Raw genomic sequence first — 16,875 nt, forward strand, 5'->3', positions numbered from 1 at the left:
ATTATCGGTTGGGCGAGGGTGCATTTTTGATCGTCCGCCGCTTATTCGCCGCCCTGGAATCCGCGCAGTTTGCCGCTGCGCACCCGGCCGGTGGCCCGAATGTAGTCGCCCATCCGGATACGGTCGATCAATCCGTGATTCGATAGCATCAGCGCCAGCGAGTGGTAGCGCTCCGGGTGAACCAACTCCGCCTCAAAGGGCGGCAGGCTTTGCTCGAGCGCGGCATCCTCGCGCTCAGGATCCTGATAGTAATCCAGCGCTCGCTGGCGCGAGAGTTGCAATCGCTGCTGCAACTGACAGCCCCGCGATTCCGGCAGGTGTTGACAATCGTGGAATTCGCATTCATCAGCGAGGGAGCGGAGTTCTGGAAAACTCAGCAGAATCTGCTCACGGCTCAGATGGTGGATGCCCCACTCGCGAACCCCCGGCGTATCAATCAGGCGACAGCGGTCAAAGAGATGCAGCGCCGCGTTGGTCGTGGTATGTCGACCTTTGCCGGTGGCCGCACTGATTTCGCCGATGCGTTGCAGCGGTCGTCCTGCGAGGCTATTCAGCAACGTTGATTTGCCAGCGCCGGAGTGTCCGGCCAAAAGCGTAGTGCAATTGCAAAGACGGGACTTAAGCTCTTCGAGCACTGGCTGCCACTGCGCGCCGCCGCGCGCATCAAGTCGCCAAACTGGATAGCAAAGTTTGCGGTAAACCTCAATCATGACCTCAATGTCCGGCGAATCTTCGGCGATCTGATCGGTCTTGGTGAATACAATGCCAGCCGGCACGCCCGCTTCGCTGGCAGAGGCCAGGAAACGATCCACGAATCCCCAGCGTGGCGGCGGACTCGCCAGGCTGAGCACAACCAGCGCCAGATCCAGATTGGCGCCAAGCGACTGCAGCTCGCGACCGGCGCCGCGATAAAGAACGTTGCGCCGCGGCAGCAAATCTGTAATCCAGGCTTCCTTCTCCCCTGGCGGCAGCGCATAGCGTACTTCATCGCCAACTGCCAGACGGTGACGTTCGCGAAAGTCAGCGCGCGATTCCCGTTCGGCATGGGGCAAACGCAAACGCCCCCGCGGGCGAGCTCGGTACTCGGTCGTCAATTCTGGCAGGCACAGCAGGGAATAGTAGGCCCCGTAGACGCAGCTGATCAGCGCCAATGGATCACTCATCGGGCGCTCGCGTCCATCGCCGCGGTAGGTCATCAGTTCGTAGCTCGCGCAGCGCGCCTGCATCCAATTCAAGGATTCGTTCTTCCGGAACTCCGCCCTCGCCAGCCGGATTCAACTGCAGCAGCCAGGCGCCGTCGCTGCGCCGGCGCATGCTGACGATATCAAAAACCAGCGATTGAGAACCCTGGCGGCGTTCCAGCGCCGGAGCTGGCGGCGGCCGAAAGATCAACTCCTGATCAGCGCTTTGCCAGCGGCCCAGAAATTCTCGCGGCGGATACAGCCGTCCCCCGCTGATTGAGACTGCCGGCGGCTGTCGCTCGACGACGCAAGCGGCCAGCAGGACAAGCAGGCCAAGTGCGGCAACATTGCGAGAAATGGCGAGCATGGTTCTTTGCCTCGGAATTGCGGCCCGGGATTGCATCCTGTAAACCATATTTTCAACATGGCGTCCGAGGGGAATGGCGGAATGAATCTCGATCAGTTCAAGCGCGAACTCATTCAGATACGGCCGACGCGCGAGGTTTGCGGCATTCTCTTGCGTTTCCTGGAAGAGCAAACCGATGCTCGTCGCTGCGGAATCTGTCTCTGGGATGAGGGCAGCGGCGCCTTCGAGGTTTTTCCGGAGGGTTCTGCGCCTGTCCATCGCTTCATGGTTTTTGATCCGTTTCTGCTGCATATTTCAGATGACGATCGGATCTACTGGCGCGGCCAGATTGATAGCCTTCCGTGGTCCGCCGGCTGCAGCGCCCAGGATGCATTGCGCTTTATGGATGCGTTGCAGGCCGATCTGGTGCTGCCCCTGGCGCTCAATCAGTCCCTGGTTGGCGCAGTCTTCCTGCAGTTGAAAGCCGAAATCATCGTCGAAGAGACGCGCCAGCGTCTGGAAGCGGCAATTACCGAGGGGCGATCGCTGGCTGCAATGGCGCTTTCCAACTCGATTCTCTACGCCCGGCTGGAGGGAATTCTCGGTCACCTGGAAGAAAAGGTGCGGGAGCGCACTCGCGAATTGGAGACAGCGCAATCGCAGCTGGTGCAATCAGAAAAAATGGCAATGCTGGGCGTCATGTCGGCAGGCGTGGCGCACGAGATCAACACGCCTGCCAGCGTCATTCAAGGCGGCCTGGAGAATCTGCGTAAGAACCTGGATCGTATCATTGATGGCGCCCTGCATCTGAGCGAGAGCTTCAGTGAAGATCGCCGAACGCAGAGCTTTCGCGCCATACGTCTGGCGGCGGCGATGGCCCAGGGCGAGCTGCGTGCGCCGCGCGACGCTTTCCGGCGCAAACGCGAATTGAGCGCACTGCTGCAGCAGGCGGCCTTGCCGCGCGCCGCAGAATTTTCGGCGCTTTTTGTGGAAAGCGGACTCAGCGCCGCCGCCGGCGGCGACCCCAATACGTTTGATGCCTTGCTGCAGTCGGATTTGATTGCCGCTCTACAGGCGGCATTGTCCGGCGCCAGCGATGATGAATGTTCGCGTCTCTATGCACTGCTGGCCGAAGCGGTTCACGCCGCGCGCAATCTGGATAACAGTTCGCGCGCCGTGCGCAGTGTCAGTCGCATTGTGCGGGCGCTGAAGCATTACTCGCATCTGGATCAAAGCGCTCAGTTGGACATCGATATCCACGATGGCATTGAAAACACCCTGGTAATTGTTGGCAGCGTAATGCGCGGGACCGTGCAGCTGGAACGCCACTTCAGCGAAGTTCCGCTGGTCTCCGGCAATCCGGACGAACTGAACCAGGTTTGGACGAACCTCCTGACCAACGCTTACCAGGCATTGAAAGGCGCCCGCGACGCAACCATTGTGATAACAACCCGCGAAGCACAATTGTGGGGCGCGTCCGCTGTCCAGGTCAGTATTGCCGACAACGGTCCTGGAATTGCGCCGGATATTCTCTCGCGAATCTGGGATCCCTTTTTCACAACCAAGGATCAAGGCGAGGGCAGCGGACTGGGACTTGGTATTGTCAAGGGCATCGTCGAGAAGCACAAGGGACGGATTGAAGCGCGTTCAACGCCAGGCGCCGGCGCCGAATTCATTGTCAGCCTGCCGGCTGCGTCCTCTGCCAATCAGTCGACTTGAATCAGAAGGCCTTTGAGGTATTCTCCCTCCGGGTGAAAAAGACTGAAAGGATGATCCGCTGCGGCGGTCAGCCGCTGTATTACGCGCGCCTCGCGTCCGGAATCGCGCGCCGCCTGAAACAATACCTTCTGAAAGAGATCCGGCGTCACGTACTGCGAACAGGAATAGGTGAACAGAAAGCCGCCGGGCGCCAGCCTGCGCAGCGCCTGCAGATTGATTTCACGATAACCGCGCAACGCTTGATCGAGCGCCGCCCGCGTTCTGGCGAAGGCCGGCGGATCAAGCGAGATCAAATCAAAGGACTCGGCCGACTCGCGCAGCCAGGCCAGGGCGTCGGCGCGGACCACGTGGTGGCGACTTTCATCGCCAAAGTTCTCCCGGACGTTGCGCTGGCAGTCTTCCAGGGCCCGCGGCGAAGCATCCAGAGAGAGCGCTGCACTGGCCCCGCCGCGCAGCGCATGCAGGCTGAAACTGCCGGAGTAGCAAAAGGCATCCAGGGTTCTCCGCCCCGAGGCATAACGCTCAAAGATTTTTCGATTTTCCTTCTGGTCCAGGTAGAAACCGGTTTTCTGGGTGTGCAGAAGATCCAACAAATAGCGGAAGCCGTTTTCTTCGATCACGATTTCGTCGGGCGTCGGGCCAAACAGACTCTGCGTTCGCTTTTCTGTCCGCCGTTCCTCGCCGCTACGATCAAGGATGCAATCGATAGCCAGCGCGCCGCGCAGAAATTCGACCACCGTCTGCGCGCAGGAGATCATCGCGCTTTCGCGAAACTGAACGGCGGCGCAGGCGCCCAGGATATCGACGATCAGTCCAGGCAGTCCGTCGCTCTCTGCATTGCACAGCCGAAATGCCCGCGGCTGATGATCGGGCTGCGCTTGCCGAAATTGTAGCGCCCGTGTGAGGCGCGATTGCCAGAGTTCATTGATTGGCGGCAAGGGCCCTTCGCCAAAAAGGAACATGCGGCAGGCAAGGCTGGCCTCTGGATGAAAGAAGCCGTAGCCGAGGCTCTTGCCTTCTGCGCTTTGAACGGCGACGATTGCGCCATCGGCCGCCGGCGGCGAGCGACGAACAGCGCCTGAAAATATCCAGGGATGACGGTCGAGGATGGAGCGTTCCCGACCGGGGCGCAAAATCAATGGCGGCGCATCGCCGGGTTCCTCCAAGATCAGTCGTCCACCCAGTTGCGAACGCGATCCACTGCCTTCTTCCAGTAGCGTAGCTCGCGCTCGCGGGTTGCGGCGTCCATCGCCGGATGGAAGATGTGTCGATCGGCCTGCAGCTTCAGCAGCTCGGCAGCGCTGTTCCAGACGCCGGCCTCCATCCCTGCCAGGTAGGCGGCGCCAAGCGCCGTCGTATCCACGTTTGCAGGACGCTCTACCGGCGTTCCCAGAATATCCGCCTGGTACTGCAGCATGTAGTTGTTAGCTGTCGCCCCGCCGTCTACGCGCAGCGTCTCGATCTTCTTGCCGGTGTCCTGCTCCATGGCGCGCACCAGATCGCAACTTTGCAGGGCAATGGACTTGAGCGCCGCGCGTGTGATGCGCGCCGGCGAGGTGTCCCTGGAAAGCCCGAAGATTGCGCCGCGGGCCTGCATATCCCAGTAGGGCGCTCCCAGACCGGAGAAGGCCGGAACAAAGACCACGCTGTCGGTATCTTGCGTGCTTTCGATTCGCTGCACCAGATCCTCGGATTGCGGCGCGCTGCTGAAGAATTTCATGAAATCGCGCAGCCACTGAATTACAGCGCCGCCGATGAAAACGGCGCCTTCCAGAGCATAGCAGACCTGCCCTTCCTGATTGCAGGCCAGCGTCGTCAGAAGGCCCGACTTGCTGATCAGGTATTGATCGCCGGTATTGAAGAGCAGAAAACAGCCGGTGCCATAGGTGTTCTTGGCCTCGCCCGGATGCACGCGTAATTGGCCGAACAAGGCGGCCTGCTGGTCGCCAATCATAGAATAAATTGGAATGCCATCGGGCAGACCCTTGACGCCGCGTGTCGTCCCAAAACGACCGCGGCTTGCTTTCACTTCCGGAAGGATAGCCGCCGGGAGGCGCAAAATCTCAAGCAACTCCGGGTCCCAGGCTTTGTTTTCAATATTGAAGGCAAGCGTGCGACTGGCATTGGTATAGTCGGTGGCGTGCTCGCCGCTCAGCTTGTAGAGTAGCCAGCTGTCGATCGTTCCGCCGGCCAGATCGCCCTTTGCTGCGCGAGTGCGCGCATCGCAGCGCTCAAGAATCCAATCGAATTTGGTTCCAGAAAAGTAGGCGTCGATTACCAGCCCGGTCCTCTTTCGGAACAATTCTTCGTGTCCCTGCTTCTTGAGTTCCTCACAGCGTGCGGCAGTGCGTCGGCATTGCCAGACGATAGCGCGGTGGATTGGCTCGCCGCTCTGGCGATCCCAGATTACGGTCGTTTCTCGCTGGTTGGTGATCCCAATTCCAAGGGCATCGGTTGCCGAAAGTTTTCCGGCGCCCAGCGCTTCGCCAATCAGAGCTTCGACGCCGGACCAGATTTCATTGGCGTCATGTTCCACCCAACCCGGGCGCGGAAAATGCTGCGTAAACTCGCGGTAAGCGCTGGCGATTACCTGACCCTTGCTATCAAAGCAATAGACGCGCGAGCCGGTGGTGCCTTGATCGATTGCAATGAGGAATTCTTTGCCCATGTCGCATGGGCTGGCGCAGCAGCGAGGGTCGCAAGAAAAATTGAAATTCGCAGCCGGTCAAGAGACCGGCTGCGAAACAAAATCAGGCCGGATTGGCCGGAGCGGTGTATTTGTCGTCGCCGAAGGCCAGCTTCGGGATGCCGTAGACGCCAAGCAGCCAGAGCCAGATGATGCCGTAGGTGCGATCATGGCCAAAGCGCTCTGCCAGTTCCATGGCGTAGAGAATCTGGAAGATCGGTCCCAGACAGATTGCCAGCAAAATCCAGGTCAGTGGCTTGCCGATAATTTCAAGCATGACAATGAGATTGTAAATCGGGATCAGCACTGCCCAGCCCGGCTTGCCAGCCTTTTCAAAGATCTTCCAGTAAGAAACGATCATCAGCACTACAACCGCCAGAATGACGATGTAGTAGATAATCATCCCGATGCCTATGCCGCTCGCTGCGGCTCCTGACATTTCGTCTTCCATATACCTACCTTATTCCCGCTGCACCATGGCCGTGCGGGCCTGTTGTTTGTTGAGTGCGCCGAAGGCGACGCGCCACGGAAGTTAAGGCGCCCGTGGCGCTGATCAAGAAGAATTCCCTTTCTAGCGATGACAGCGCCGGGAATTCTTGCTACCGCTGCGATCCAGCCGGCAATTCTTGCAGTTCGAGGCGGCTTGTGCGCCATACCAGGGCTCTGGTGCAGCGCCTCAGGGAGCTCACAGATCCAGCTCGAGGCCCTCATAGGCCATGATGATCTCCAGCTTCGCAGCATGGTCATGATCCATCATTTCCTTGTAGCGTACCGCGCGCAGATACACCTCGTCCAGCTTGTCGTCATCATAGGAGGGGTCGTGGTGGAATAGGACCAGCTTCTTAACGCCGGCCTTGAGAGCAATATCCGTGGCAATGGAGGCCGAACTATGCCCCCAGTCAATTTTCTGTAGTTGTTCTTCAAATGTATATTGAGTATCAAATACCAGAACATCCGCGCCTTGGAAGTAGTGCAGGTAGTCCTCAATGCCGTCCATATCGTCGAGTTTGAACTCGGCGTCAGTGCCGAAGACGAACACCTTGCCATCCTCTTCAAATCGGTACGAGTACGAACCGCCCGGATGCCGGACCGCTTTCTGGCTAATCTGAATCCCATAGAGCGACCAGACGTCCGTTTCATCATGCTGACGAAACTCGCGCGTGGCCTGCATATAGTCCCAGCTGACTGGAAAATGGCGATCGCTGAACTGGTAGCGCAGGCGGTCCTCGATTTGATCTGAAATGGCGTGAATGGTGAAATGATTCCCCGGAATGTAAAAGGGGGCGAAGAAGGGAAGGCCCTGGATATGGTCCCAGTGACTGTGCGTAAATACCATGTGGCAACGACCCTGGCCCTTCATAAAGCCGTCTTCGATTAGCATTCGGTTGCCCAGTTCGCGCAGTCCCGTGCCGGCATCGATAATGATCAGATCATTGTTCTTGCTGCGCAGCTCCAGACAGGTGGTATTGCCGCCGTAAGTCTCCAGCAACGAAAAGGGCAGGCTGTCCAGGTAGCGTTCGACAGCGGCCTCATCGAGCACATCGCCTGGCGTCGCGAAATTCAAGATGCGGCGGACCTTGTCCCGCAAAGTGGCGCCGCGCAGCGGCGAACCAATTGAACCGCGGACTCCCCAGAAGCGCACCTTCATCGGGTTCAGCGCAAAGCCTTGTGCAGTCCCCGTCAAGAGAATCGCAGATTGGCGAATACACGGCCCGGGCGCCCGACCGGATTTCCTTGGCAGCCTGGCCCGTTTGCGGGAGACGGTTCTCTCGGCGCTTTACGCCAGGGTCGGTTTCATGTCGCTACGCTGCGGGATCGTCGGACTGCCAAACGTTGGCAAGTCGACTATATTTAACGCCATCACGCGCGCCGGAGCGCAATCGGCAAACTATCCATTTTGTACCATCGAACCGAATGTCGGTCGCGTCGATGTTCCCGATTCGAGGCTGCTGGAAATCGCAGCGCGCGTCAAACCGAAGCGCATCGTACCCACGTATACGGAGTTCGTAGATATTGCCGGACTGGTTGAGGGCGCCAGCAAGGGCGAAGGCCTTGGCAATAAATTCCTGGCTCACATTCGCGAGACGCAGGCCGTGGCCCATGTCGTACGGTGCTTTGAAGACGAAAACATCATTCACGTTCGCGGCGGAATCAATCCGCTGGATGACATTCGCATCATCAATCTTGAATTGATTCTCGCCGATCTGGACTCGCTGGAGAAGCAGATGGATCGTCTGGAGAAACGGGCGCGCGGGCAGGATAAGGAGGCGGCCGCCGGTCTGGAGACGGGACGCAAAATCAGGGCGGCGTTGGAAGCCGAGCAACCGGCGCGCAGTGTTGAGCTCAGCGTAGAAGAGGCCGCGCTTGCTCGCCAATTCCAGATGTTAACGGCGCGTCCAGCGCTCTATGTTGCCAATGTCGATGAAGGTAGCGCCGCTTCAGGCAATGCACTGACCGAGTTGGTAGAACAGTTTGCTCGTAAGGAGGGCGCGCCGGTGGTGCGTATTTGTGGTCGCATCGAAGAAGAGGTGGCCAGCCTGGAGGAGTCCGATGCTCGCGATTATTTGGCGTCCATGGGGCTGGAGGAGCCCGGACTAAATCGGATGATTCGCACTTCCTACGAGCTGCTGGATCTGATCACCTTTTTTACCGCCGGCGAAGAGGAGGTGCGCGCCTGGACAGTGCAAAAAGGCGCGCTGGCGCCAGAGGCAGCGGCCGAGATCCACTCCGATATTCAGCGCGGCTTCATTCGCGCCGAGACGACCTCTTACAATGATTTTCTGGCAGCCGGTTCGTTGTCCGCCGCTCGCGACGCAGGCAAGATGCGACTGGAGGGAAAGGAATACGTCGTACAGGATGGCGACATCATATACTTCCGATTTAATGTCTGATTGACCGCGGGGCGGCGAGGGTCCCGGCTGTCGTCATGATCTATCGGCTGGGCGATAGCGTTCCAAAGCTGGCGGCAGACGTCTTTGTTGCGCCGGATGCTGCGGTGATTGGCGATGTGGAGATTGGCGAAGGTAGCGGAGTCTGGTTTGGATGCGTCCTGCGCGGCGATGTCCACTCCATTCGTATTGGTCGCAACTGTAACATCCAGGATCTCAGCATGTTGCACGTGACTGGCGGCAAATTCGATTTGCAGATGGGCGACAATTGTACGCTGGGGCATCGCGTTACGCTGCATGGTTGCCGGCTGAAGGACTTTGCCTTTGTGGGCATCGGGGCCACTGTGATGGACGACTGCGAACTGGGCGAATACGCCTTCCTTGGCGCGGGAAGTCTGTTGCCGCCGGGCAAGAAGGTTCCGCCGGGGATGCTGGCCCTTGGCTCGCCGGCCAGGGTGATTCGCGAAGTTACGGAAGCGGAACGACAGCTCATTGAGAGTACGGCCATCAAGTATCGGGCGCTTCGCGATCGCTATCGCTTGCAGAATGGATTTGGCCTGGTGGTAAGCGCCGGTGCGCTTTGATTTGCCGCAGCCGCTGCGCCGGGCGCCGCTCTTTGATCGCAGTTTCCCATCAGATCTACGCTGGCTGCAAGGCGGAGCGTGGCTGATGATTGCCCTGGCTGTAGCGGCGCCGCCTGACGGACTGGGCTTTTCAATCTGCAGCTTCTACAATCTCACCGGCATTCCCTGTCCGGGCTGTGGATTGACTCGATCGGTGAGCGCTACGTTGCATGGTCAGCTGCCGCTGGCTCTTTACTTCAATCCCTTTGGCATTCCCATAGCACTATGTGGCGCGGCGCTGGCAATGAGCGCGCTGTGGCGAGCGCTGGCGCAATGGATCCTGCGTCATCGTGCGGCAATCCGGCGCGTTGGCGCCGCCTACACGGCGGCATTCTTGATTCTGGGAACGGTTCGCGCCGTGTGGATTGCCGTCGATCGTGAGTCGATCGGACCATTTGCGCGCGTTGCCAGCGATCCAGCGTTGATTGATCTTTCGCCCTTTGCAGCGGAGCGAGCTGGACCTTGAACGTCCGCTGAAACTCGACCGCATGCGATGCGGTCCGCCGCAAACCGGCATCCACTTCAGGCTGAATTCTTGTTTGAGGCGCCAGCTTCGCTGGCCGCCTGCGCTCCGGCGGGCGGCGGCAACTTCTCCAGCTCTTCATTCAACTGGCACTTGCTGTAATTTCCAGCTGGCAGATCAACGCCAATCCATCCGTAGGCGTCGTGCGGCGATATGACGTGAATATCCCAGCCGCGAACGATCCAGGGGCATTCATCCCTGTGATCGCGGCAGAGGATCTGTGCGGCGCGCGGCTTGGGGTAGGCCCAGGCGCTGGGCGGATGTTTGCAGCGCTGCTCTATCTCGGCGACCTTCATCAATCGCCGCGCGCCGCTTTCATATTCTTGAAACACGCGCAGCAGCGGCGCTATGAAATCGGTGTGAAAGTAGCCGCGCGCTGCATTGTAGGCGGTCATGTAGACCAGCTCCTCGGCAAAGTGACCGAGGTCGCTGATTTGACGCGCCGTATCATCGATGAATCTGGCCAGCCGCAAGCACTCAGTCAGGATCTCAGCGCTCACTGCATCGAAGTCAGCGTGGGGCCCCGGACTCTCTACGGGCGCGTCGCCGTCGCTGGCCGGGTCGTCGAAGAAATTCACATCCGGAGCTGCGTCCGGCGCGGCGCCAAACTGCACGCTGGAAATTTGCGGCGATCGAATATCGATCGGGTGGTTCTGGATTGCCTGAATGATTTCCGGACCAAGTTCGAAGCCGGCCAGATTCTTGATCGATCGTTGCGCTCGCTTGCGCTGAGCGTCAACGTCGCCTGCCGGCGACCGCCATTCATCGCTTTCGGCCAGGCCGAAGTCGGCGGTCAGGCCGGCCTGAAAGGCTTTGATATGAATCATTCGGCGGCGGGCATTGGTTTGCAGCAGTATGCCGAGGCTGAGCATCGCCAGCGTCGCGGCGTGGGCGAAGAATTCAGGTCGTTCGCGACTCAGTCGATAAACGGCCAGCAGCAGCCGCGGATCACGAATTGCATTCTTCACGTAGTTGCGGTAGTTGTGGCGAGTGTACTCGAAAAGGCAGCGCACAAACTCGGCGCGCGGTCCGCGCAACTGATCGAAGAAGGCCGGCGCCAGGCGAGCGCGAATGGCCAGCAGCAGCTCCTTTGTAACACTCACCTGAAAGTGCGGCTTGTATTGCCCGGCCATGCTCTCCAGGCGCTGCAACATTGCCGGCTTTACAACAATGCCCTCGCGAATGAGTACGTTCTCACTGTTGTCCAGCACCGGCTGTGCAAATTGAAATTGGCCATTGAGCTCCAGATCGGCTACAAATCCGTTCAGTTCCTCCAGCGACTCCAGCTGAATGACATCGGGCGTTATTTTCATCTCTGGCGCGTTTCCGTGTCAGGGCCGCCGGGCGCTGGCGGTCGATCGCTCGCCGGCGCCAGTCGAATCTATTTGACGCAACAAGCGGCCCCCCGCTCGTTACCGCAATATGGAAAAAACCCTGATTATTATCAAGCCGGACGCCGTACGGAATCGACACGCTGGAAAAATTATCGCGCGTATCGAGGACGAGGGCTTTAAGATTCTCGGTCTGAAATACCTGCACATGAGCAAGAAGCAGGCCCAGGAATTCTACGCAGTGCATAAGGAGCGGCCCTTCTACGAATCGCTTTGCGGCTTTATGACCAGCGGACCGGTCTTCGTGGCCGCGCTCGAAGCTCCCAGGGCCGTGGAGAAATGGCGCACCCTGATTGGCGCCACTGATCCAGCACAGGCTGCGCCCAATACAATTCGCAAACTGTACGCCGAAAGTAAAGAGGCCAATGCGGTGCACGGCTCCGATTCGGATGAAAACGCGGCCATTGAAATTGCATTCTGGTTCCAGAATTCGGAGCTGGTGGCTTGAAATTGACCGGCGCGCTGGAGCGGCGCCTTGCCGCTCTGGCTCGCCAGGTAGACCTGTATCTGGAGGAAGCGGTGTTACCCGCGCTCCGCAAGCAAAGCCCCGCTGTTCTGACTGAACCTATGGCCTACAGCCTGCTTTCGCCAGGAAAGCGTCTACGTCCGGCGCTGCTACTTGCCTGCGCCGGTTTTGCTGACGGCGCCCCGCAATCCACGGCAGAAATTCCGCAGCGCTGCTGGCAGCGCGCACTGGGCGCCGCTTCCGCTCTGGAGGCAATTCACGCCTATTCGCTGATCCATGATGATCTGCCGGCTATGGACGACGACGATTTGCGCCGCGGACGACCCACCTGCCATCGCCAGTTCAACGAATGGGCGGCGATCCTGGCCGGCGATGCCTGGAATACCATGGCCTTTGAATTGCTGCTTGGCGCATTTTCGCCAGAGGAGGCGGCGCTGGCCTGCCGATCGGCGATCATTCTGGCTCGCGCCGCCGGTCCAGCGGGCATGGCCGGCGGACAGGCTCTCGATCTGGCCAATGAAGATCATGGCGCGGCTGCCGGCAGCCTTGATGATCTGGAAAAAATTCATAAGCTGAAGACGGCTGCCTTGATTGCGGCCAGCTGCGAGATTGGCGCCTTGTTGGCAGCGCAGGATGCGTCCCCCTACCGTCAGCTGGGCGAGGGGCTGGGCTTGTTATTTCAAATAGCGGACGACCTGCTCGACCGGACCGGCGATAGCGCTGCCATGGGCAAGCGCGCCGGCAAAGATCAGGAGCGCGGAAAGTTGACCTATCCGGCGCTGCTTGGCCTGGAGGCCGCCCGGCAGCGAGCTGAACAGCTTCAGTTGCTTCTTGCTGCACAGGCCCAGGCGCTGCCCTGGGACTCTGAGCAGTTGATCGATCCACGCGCATTTTTGGCGGAGCTCTGTTCGTTTATTCTGCAGCGTGAGCGCTGATGGCTGGCGCCAACAAGCCCTCCCTGCTGGAGCGAGTCGTCGCCCTGGGCTATGCGACAACCGAAGCGCGCTCCTTGATCCTGGCAGGGCGCGTCCTTGTTGATGGCCAAACGGAATCTCGCGTCGGAGTGCGCCCCCGCGCTGATGCAATCGTCGAGGTTCGTCCAGTGCGGCGCTACCCCAGCCGGGCTGGCGAAAAACTGGCAGGGGCCATCGCCGATTTTCGACCGGCGCTTGCGGCGCGCGCGGCTCTTGACCTGGGCGCGGCTCACGGCGGTTTCTGCGCCTGCCTGCTGGAGCACGGCGTGCGGCGGGTGTACGCCGTCGATGTCGCTTACGGGATTCTGGACTATGACCTGCGCAGCGACTCCCGCGTCGTTGTTTTAGAACGCACCCATGTGCGCGATCTCGAACCGGGCCTGTTTCAGGATCACGATTTGACTGTGATGCCTGGTTTGTTTATTGTCTGTGATCTTTCTTTCATTTCAATGCGCAGTGCATTGCAAGCGGTAGTTCATTTACGCCAGGCTGCAGGGTCGATGGCCGAATGGAGCGGCTTGTTCATGGTCAAACCGCAATTTGAGGACTCGCGGGCGCTGGAAAATGGCGTACTGCGCGACCCCCATCGGCGTGAAGCCGCAATCTGCGGCGTCCTGGAACAAGCCGAGCGCCTGGGCTACCTTATCCTCGGTCGCGCCCCGTCGCGATTGAAGGGGCAGAGTGGCAACGAAGAGGAGTTCCTGTACCTTGCGCTGCCGGCGCCAGCGGATAGTTCTTCAGGCAACGATCGTATCGTCGCGGCCGGGTCCCACTGATATGAACTGGACATGTACCTGGCAGAGTTCCTGCAGGCGGTCGATGTAAGCCCGGCAGGCGGCCGGCAAATCCGAAATCCTGCGGGCGCGGCTGATGTCTGTTTTCCAACCAGGCATTACGCTATAGCGCACCTCAATATTGTCCAGGCGACCGTCGCTGGGGAAAGCCTCCAGCTGTTGGCCGCTGCGCCAGTAGCTTTCGCCAATGCGAATTTCATCGTAAGCGGAAAGAATATCGATTTTTGTCAGAGCCAGACCGGTCAGGCCATTGACGCGCGCTGCATGACGCACCAATTCAACATCAAACCAACCGCAGCGTCGCGGCCGGCCCGTGGTGGCGCCGTATTCGCCGCCCAGTTTGCGCAGACGCTCGCCGTCGTCTCCCTCCAGCTCAGTAGGGAAGGGCCCTTCGCCGACGCGCGTCACGTAGGCTTTGCATATGCCGATTACTTCTTTAAGATACTGAAAGCGAATGCCGCTGCCGGCAATGGCGCCGCCAGTGGTCGTATTACTGGAGGTGACGTAAGGATAGGTGCCAAAGTCGATATCGAGGCCGGTTCCCTGTGCGCCTTCCAGCAATACCGTTTTGCCTGATTCCAGCTCGCGATTCAAAAATAGCGAAGTGTTGCAAACCATCCCGCGAACCTGCTGACCGAAGTCCAGCAGCTGATCGTAACTCTCCTCCAGTTTTACCTCGGGAAGCCCATGGATGTCGCGCAGCTCCCGATTCTTGACCTCCAGCATCGCTTCCAGTCGCTCGCGCAGCCGCTGCGAATCGAGCAGATCGCCCATGCGCAAGCCGATGCGGGTCACCTTGTCGCCATAGCAGACGCCAATGCCGCGCTTGGTCGTACCTATCTTTCGCTCGCCGGCCAGACTTTCACGGGAGCCGTCGATGGCGCGATGGAGCGGCAGAACGATGTGGCAGGCGTCGGAAATTGCCATGCGTTCTCGCACCTGAATGCCCCGGCCTTCGAGGTAGCTTACTTCTTGCAGGAAAGCGTCGGGGTCCAGCACGACGCCATTGCCGATGACGCATAGCGCCTTGGGATAGAGAATGCCGCTGGGAATGAGGTGAAAGACATAGGTCTCGCCATTGACCAGAACCGTATGTCCGGCATTGGCGCCGCCCTGGTAGCGAACAATCAAATCGATCTCGCCGCTCAAATAGTCGATGAATTTGGCCTTGCCCTCGTCGCCCCATTGGGCGCCGACCACCAGCGATGCGCTCATCGAATCACTCCCTTGTAAGCCATGGACTGGGCCAGCGCGCCAAGTTCGATGGCAAAGCCGCAGGCATTGCGGTCGATGCCTGCAAACTCCCGGTAGAGGGAGTCATAGACGCCGCCGCTGAGTATGCGCTCCTTGCTTCCCGTAACGTAGCCCTCGAACACCGGCCCTGTATAATACGACAGAGTGCGCACCAGGCTGAAGTCAAAGACTACGTTCTCCAGATCGCGCGCCTCATCCAGTACGGCAGTCAGGTTTGGACGACCGACGGTCAGGCGATCCAGATGTTGCAGGGCTTCCGGCCCTCCAAAGCATAGCGGCGTTTCACAGAGCAGGGCGGCGAGTCCCGCTTCGATGCTGTGTCGACTGCAGATTCGACGCAGCTCGGCGGTATCCTTTGCGTAAAAGGCAAAGGCCAGAGCAGCGCGCGACGCCGGCGGCGATTCTTCCAGCAACAGGCCTGGAAAGCGCGCATCGCCATAGATAATACGCAGATCGTCGCCAACCTCAGCCAGACAACGGCGAGCCAGCTGCAGTATGCTTCGCAAGGGCGCCGCCTGGTTTTCGCCAATCCACTCCACGCCAGCCTGAAACAACTCGCGGCGGCGACCGAGGCCCCAGTGTTCGTCATGATAGACGGATTGCAGGTAACAAAACTGGGCGGGCCAGCTGGCGGCCGCAAGTCGTCCACTGGCTACGGCCTTGATCACCTGCACGGTGAGGTCGGCGCGCGGCGCCAGCATCTGGCCCTCGCCGCCGCGCGTGCGAAAGGCGGGCGCCGAGATGCCGTGGCGTTCGGTGAGTTCAAAGGTGGCCGCAAAGTCGAAGGCCGGCGGGACAACTTCCAGATAGCCGGCGGCAGCAAAAACGGCGCGCATGGCGGACGAGAGTTGCAGGCGCAGCGCCGTTTCCGATGGATCAAGATAGTCGAATCCATGCGGAATCCAGTTGCGGAAGCGCTCCTCCTCAGTGGCGGCCATCCATGTCTGTGTTGGGCCTGCGACGACCGTGGCAAGTCCTTTACCCGCGCCCTGTGGAAAGGCTGAAGCCAGGCGCGGCGGGGGCCGATGATCAAAGTGCAGCGCTACAGGCGGAGCTATCGCAATGAAATCATACACCTTTCGCAGCCTGATTGTCGGAATCCTGATCTCTCTGGCGGCCAGCGCCGGCATACTTTCCGTCGCCGGATATTCGCTCTTGCGACTTGGCGCCAGCGGACTCAGGGAAGTGCAGTCTCTTTCCCGCGCTCGTGGCATGGAGGCGGCGCTCGCCGTTTCGCAAATGGCCAGCGAGAAGTTTGATGACGAAATGGCCATGAAGCTCTCGTCGGTGATGAATGAAATTGTATCCATTTCGGCGCAGCGCAACGATAGCTTCCAGGTGACGGAAATGCTGATGCTGCGAGCCGATGGCAGTCTGATGGCCGCCAATGAAATCGCGCGCGTCGCCCGCGATTCGGAGCGCAAGTACTCCGAGAGCGAGTATACCAGCGCCCTGGAACTTCCGGCGCGCAGTCCGCTTCGCGTTCGAGAGGTGAAACTGCAGCCTACCGCCGCTGCGCCGATTTACAATGCCGTTCGTAAGCTTTCGCCATCGGCGGGGGAGTGGCTGGCGCGCGTCTATCCCGAGAAGATCGTCAGTGAATATCATGTATCTGTCGCCGTCTATCCGGTCGACGAGGAGCTGACGCCCTCGGGCGCGGTGCATTTGTTTGCTCGCTCAACCGCTGCCAACCGTTTTATGGAAAACGTGAGCCGCTATAGCGTGCGCACATTGATTCTCAGCCTTTCCCTGTGCTTCATTTTGACGGCGCTTACTATTTTTCTATTGCTGGTCAGTTTTCATGGCGCAGCTCCGGCGAGCAGCGCGATCGCCGATCGGACGCCAGCGCAAAGCGCTGGGCCGCCTGTTGAAGACAACGAAGCAGTGCTGGAGGAGTTCGTTCCCGAGAGTGTGGCAGCGCCGGCGGCGCAGAGTCCGCCGCAAAGCAGCGCGGCGTCGCCGCAGTCGGTCGCGCCTCGCAGTCGAATTCTAGATGCAATTCCTCTGGATCCGCTGACGCGCTGAAAGAC

The 16,875-nt window shown here is 59.6% G+C and carries 17 protein-coding genes; 8 read left to right on the forward strand and 9 right to left on the reverse strand.

The genetic code is table 11. From position 1 onward, the window contains the following. Positions 1 to 41: 41 nt before the first annotated feature. A complete protein-coding gene (gene rsgA, locus K1X75_03645; protein ID MBX7057135.1) occupies positions 42 to 1,226 on the reverse strand; it encodes a ribosome small subunit-dependent GTPase A in 1,185 nt (394 codons plus the stop codon). Next, positions 1,156 to 1,548 (reverse strand): hypothetical protein, encoded by a 393-nt coding sequence (locus tag K1X75_03650; protein MBX7057136.1) that lies wholly within the window; start codon positions 1,546 to 1,548, stop codon positions 1,156 to 1,158. Before K1X75_03650 ends, rsgA begins: the two co-directional genes overlap by 71 nt. Before the next feature lie 81 nt (positions 1,549 to 1,629). Here K1X75_03650 and K1X75_03655 point away from each other — a divergent pair, with 81 nt between their 5' ends. After that, positions 1,630 to 3,246: a histidine kinase gene (locus tag K1X75_03655; protein ID MBX7057137.1), complete on the forward strand. Its 1,617-nt coding sequence runs from the start codon at positions 1,630 to 1,632 to the stop codon at positions 3,244 to 3,246. On the opposite strand, the gene K1X75_03660 is transcribed toward K1X75_03655, so the two are convergent. The 4 genes from K1X75_03660 to K1X75_03675 all read right to left on the reverse strand — a co-directional run bounded on the left by K1X75_03660 (position 3,234) and on the right by K1X75_03675 (position 7,580). Then, positions 3,234 to 4,412 (reverse strand): class I SAM-dependent rRNA methyltransferase, encoded by a 1,179-nt coding sequence (locus K1X75_03660; GenBank protein MBX7057138.1) that lies wholly within the window; start codon positions 4,410 to 4,412, stop codon positions 3,234 to 3,236. The genes K1X75_03655 and K1X75_03660 overlap by 13 nt on opposite strands. A 2-nt stretch (positions 4,413 to 4,414) precedes the next feature. Then, positions 4,415 to 5,914, reverse strand: a complete 1,500-nt coding sequence (glpK, locus tag K1X75_03665; protein ID MBX7057139.1) for a glycerol kinase GlpK — start codon at positions 5,912 to 5,914, stop codon at positions 4,415 to 4,417. Between the two features lie 82 nt (positions 5,915 to 5,996). After that, positions 5,997 to 6,371, reverse strand: coding sequence for a signal peptidase I (locus tag K1X75_03670; GenBank protein ID MBX7057140.1), 375 nt, complete (start codon positions 6,369 to 6,371; stop codon positions 5,997 to 5,999). Positions 6,372 to 6,617: 246 nt separating this feature from the next. Then, a complete protein-coding gene (locus tag K1X75_03675; protein MBX7057141.1) occupies positions 6,618 to 7,580 on the reverse strand; it encodes an MBL fold metallo-hydrolase in 963 nt (320 codons plus the stop codon). Positions 7,581 to 7,728: 148 nt separating this feature from the next. Between K1X75_03675 and ychF the strand changes: the two genes are divergently transcribed. Genes ychF through K1X75_03690 form a run of 3 tightly spaced genes read left to right on the forward strand, consistent with a single transcriptional unit; the run spans position 7,729 to position 9,909 of the window. Continuing rightward, positions 7,729 to 8,823, forward strand: a complete 1,095-nt coding sequence (gene ychF, locus K1X75_03680) for a redox-regulated ATPase YchF (protein MBX7057142.1) — start codon at positions 7,729 to 7,731, stop codon at positions 8,821 to 8,823. Between the two features lie 35 nt (positions 8,824 to 8,858). Next, the gene (locus K1X75_03685) at positions 8,859 to 9,404 is read left to right on the forward strand and encodes a gamma carbonic anhydrase family protein (protein ID MBX7057143.1); all 546 of its coding nucleotides are present in this window, start codon (positions 8,859 to 8,861) and stop codon (positions 9,402 to 9,404) included. Beyond that, positions 9,394 to 9,909 (forward strand): DUF2752 domain-containing protein, encoded by a 516-nt coding sequence (locus K1X75_03690; GenBank protein ID MBX7057144.1) that lies wholly within the window; start codon positions 9,394 to 9,396, stop codon positions 9,907 to 9,909. Before K1X75_03685 ends, K1X75_03690 begins: the two co-directional genes overlap by 11 nt. A gap of 56 nt (positions 9,910 to 9,965) precedes the next feature. Here K1X75_03690 and K1X75_03695 read toward each other — a convergent pair whose 3' ends face one another. Beyond that, on the reverse strand, positions 9,966 to 11,279 hold the full coding sequence (locus tag K1X75_03695) for a hypothetical protein (protein ID MBX7057145.1): 1,314 nt from the start codon (positions 11,277 to 11,279) through the stop codon (positions 9,966 to 9,968). Between the two features lie 109 nt (positions 11,280 to 11,388). Between K1X75_03695 and ndk the strand changes: the two genes are divergently transcribed. Genes ndk through K1X75_03710 form a run of 3 tightly spaced genes read left to right on the forward strand, consistent with a single transcriptional unit; the run spans position 11,389 to position 13,573 of the window. Beyond that, positions 11,389 to 11,805 (forward strand): nucleoside-diphosphate kinase, encoded by a 417-nt coding sequence (gene ndk, locus K1X75_03700; GenBank protein ID MBX7057146.1) that lies wholly within the window; start codon positions 11,389 to 11,391, stop codon positions 11,803 to 11,805. Continuing rightward, complete coding sequence (locus tag K1X75_03705) at positions 11,802 to 12,758, forward strand: polyprenyl synthetase family protein (protein ID MBX7057147.1); 957 nt, start codon at positions 11,802 to 11,804, stop codon at positions 12,756 to 12,758. The genes ndk and K1X75_03705 overlap by 4 nt, the downstream gene beginning before the upstream one ends. Continuing rightward, on the forward strand, positions 12,758 to 13,573 hold the full coding sequence (locus K1X75_03710; protein ID MBX7057148.1) for a hypothetical protein: 816 nt from the start codon (positions 12,758 to 12,760) through the stop codon (positions 13,571 to 13,573). Before K1X75_03705 ends, K1X75_03710 begins: the two co-directional genes overlap by 1 nt. On the opposite strand, the gene K1X75_03715 is transcribed toward K1X75_03710, so the two are convergent. Further along, on the reverse strand, positions 13,535 to 14,806 hold the full coding sequence (locus K1X75_03715; protein MBX7057149.1) for an adenylosuccinate synthase: 1,272 nt from the start codon (positions 14,804 to 14,806) through the stop codon (positions 13,535 to 13,537). The genes K1X75_03710 and K1X75_03715 overlap by 39 nt on opposite strands. After that, positions 14,803 to 15,783 (reverse strand): ATP phosphoribosyltransferase regulatory subunit, encoded by a 981-nt coding sequence (locus K1X75_03720; protein MBX7057150.1) that lies wholly within the window; start codon positions 15,781 to 15,783, stop codon positions 14,803 to 14,805. Before K1X75_03720 ends, K1X75_03715 begins: the two co-directional genes overlap by 4 nt. Before the next feature lie 124 nt (positions 15,784 to 15,907). Between K1X75_03720 and K1X75_03725 the strand changes: the two genes are divergently transcribed. After that, entirely contained in the window at positions 15,908 to 16,870 is a 963-nt protein-coding gene (locus K1X75_03725) for a hypothetical protein (protein MBX7057151.1), read from the forward strand. Positions 16,871 to 16,875: the final 5 nt, after the last annotated feature.

This window comes from Leptospirales bacterium, assembly GCA_019694655.1.
Classification (GTDB): domain Bacteria; phylum Spirochaetota; class Leptospiria; order Leptospirales; family Leptonemataceae; genus SSF53.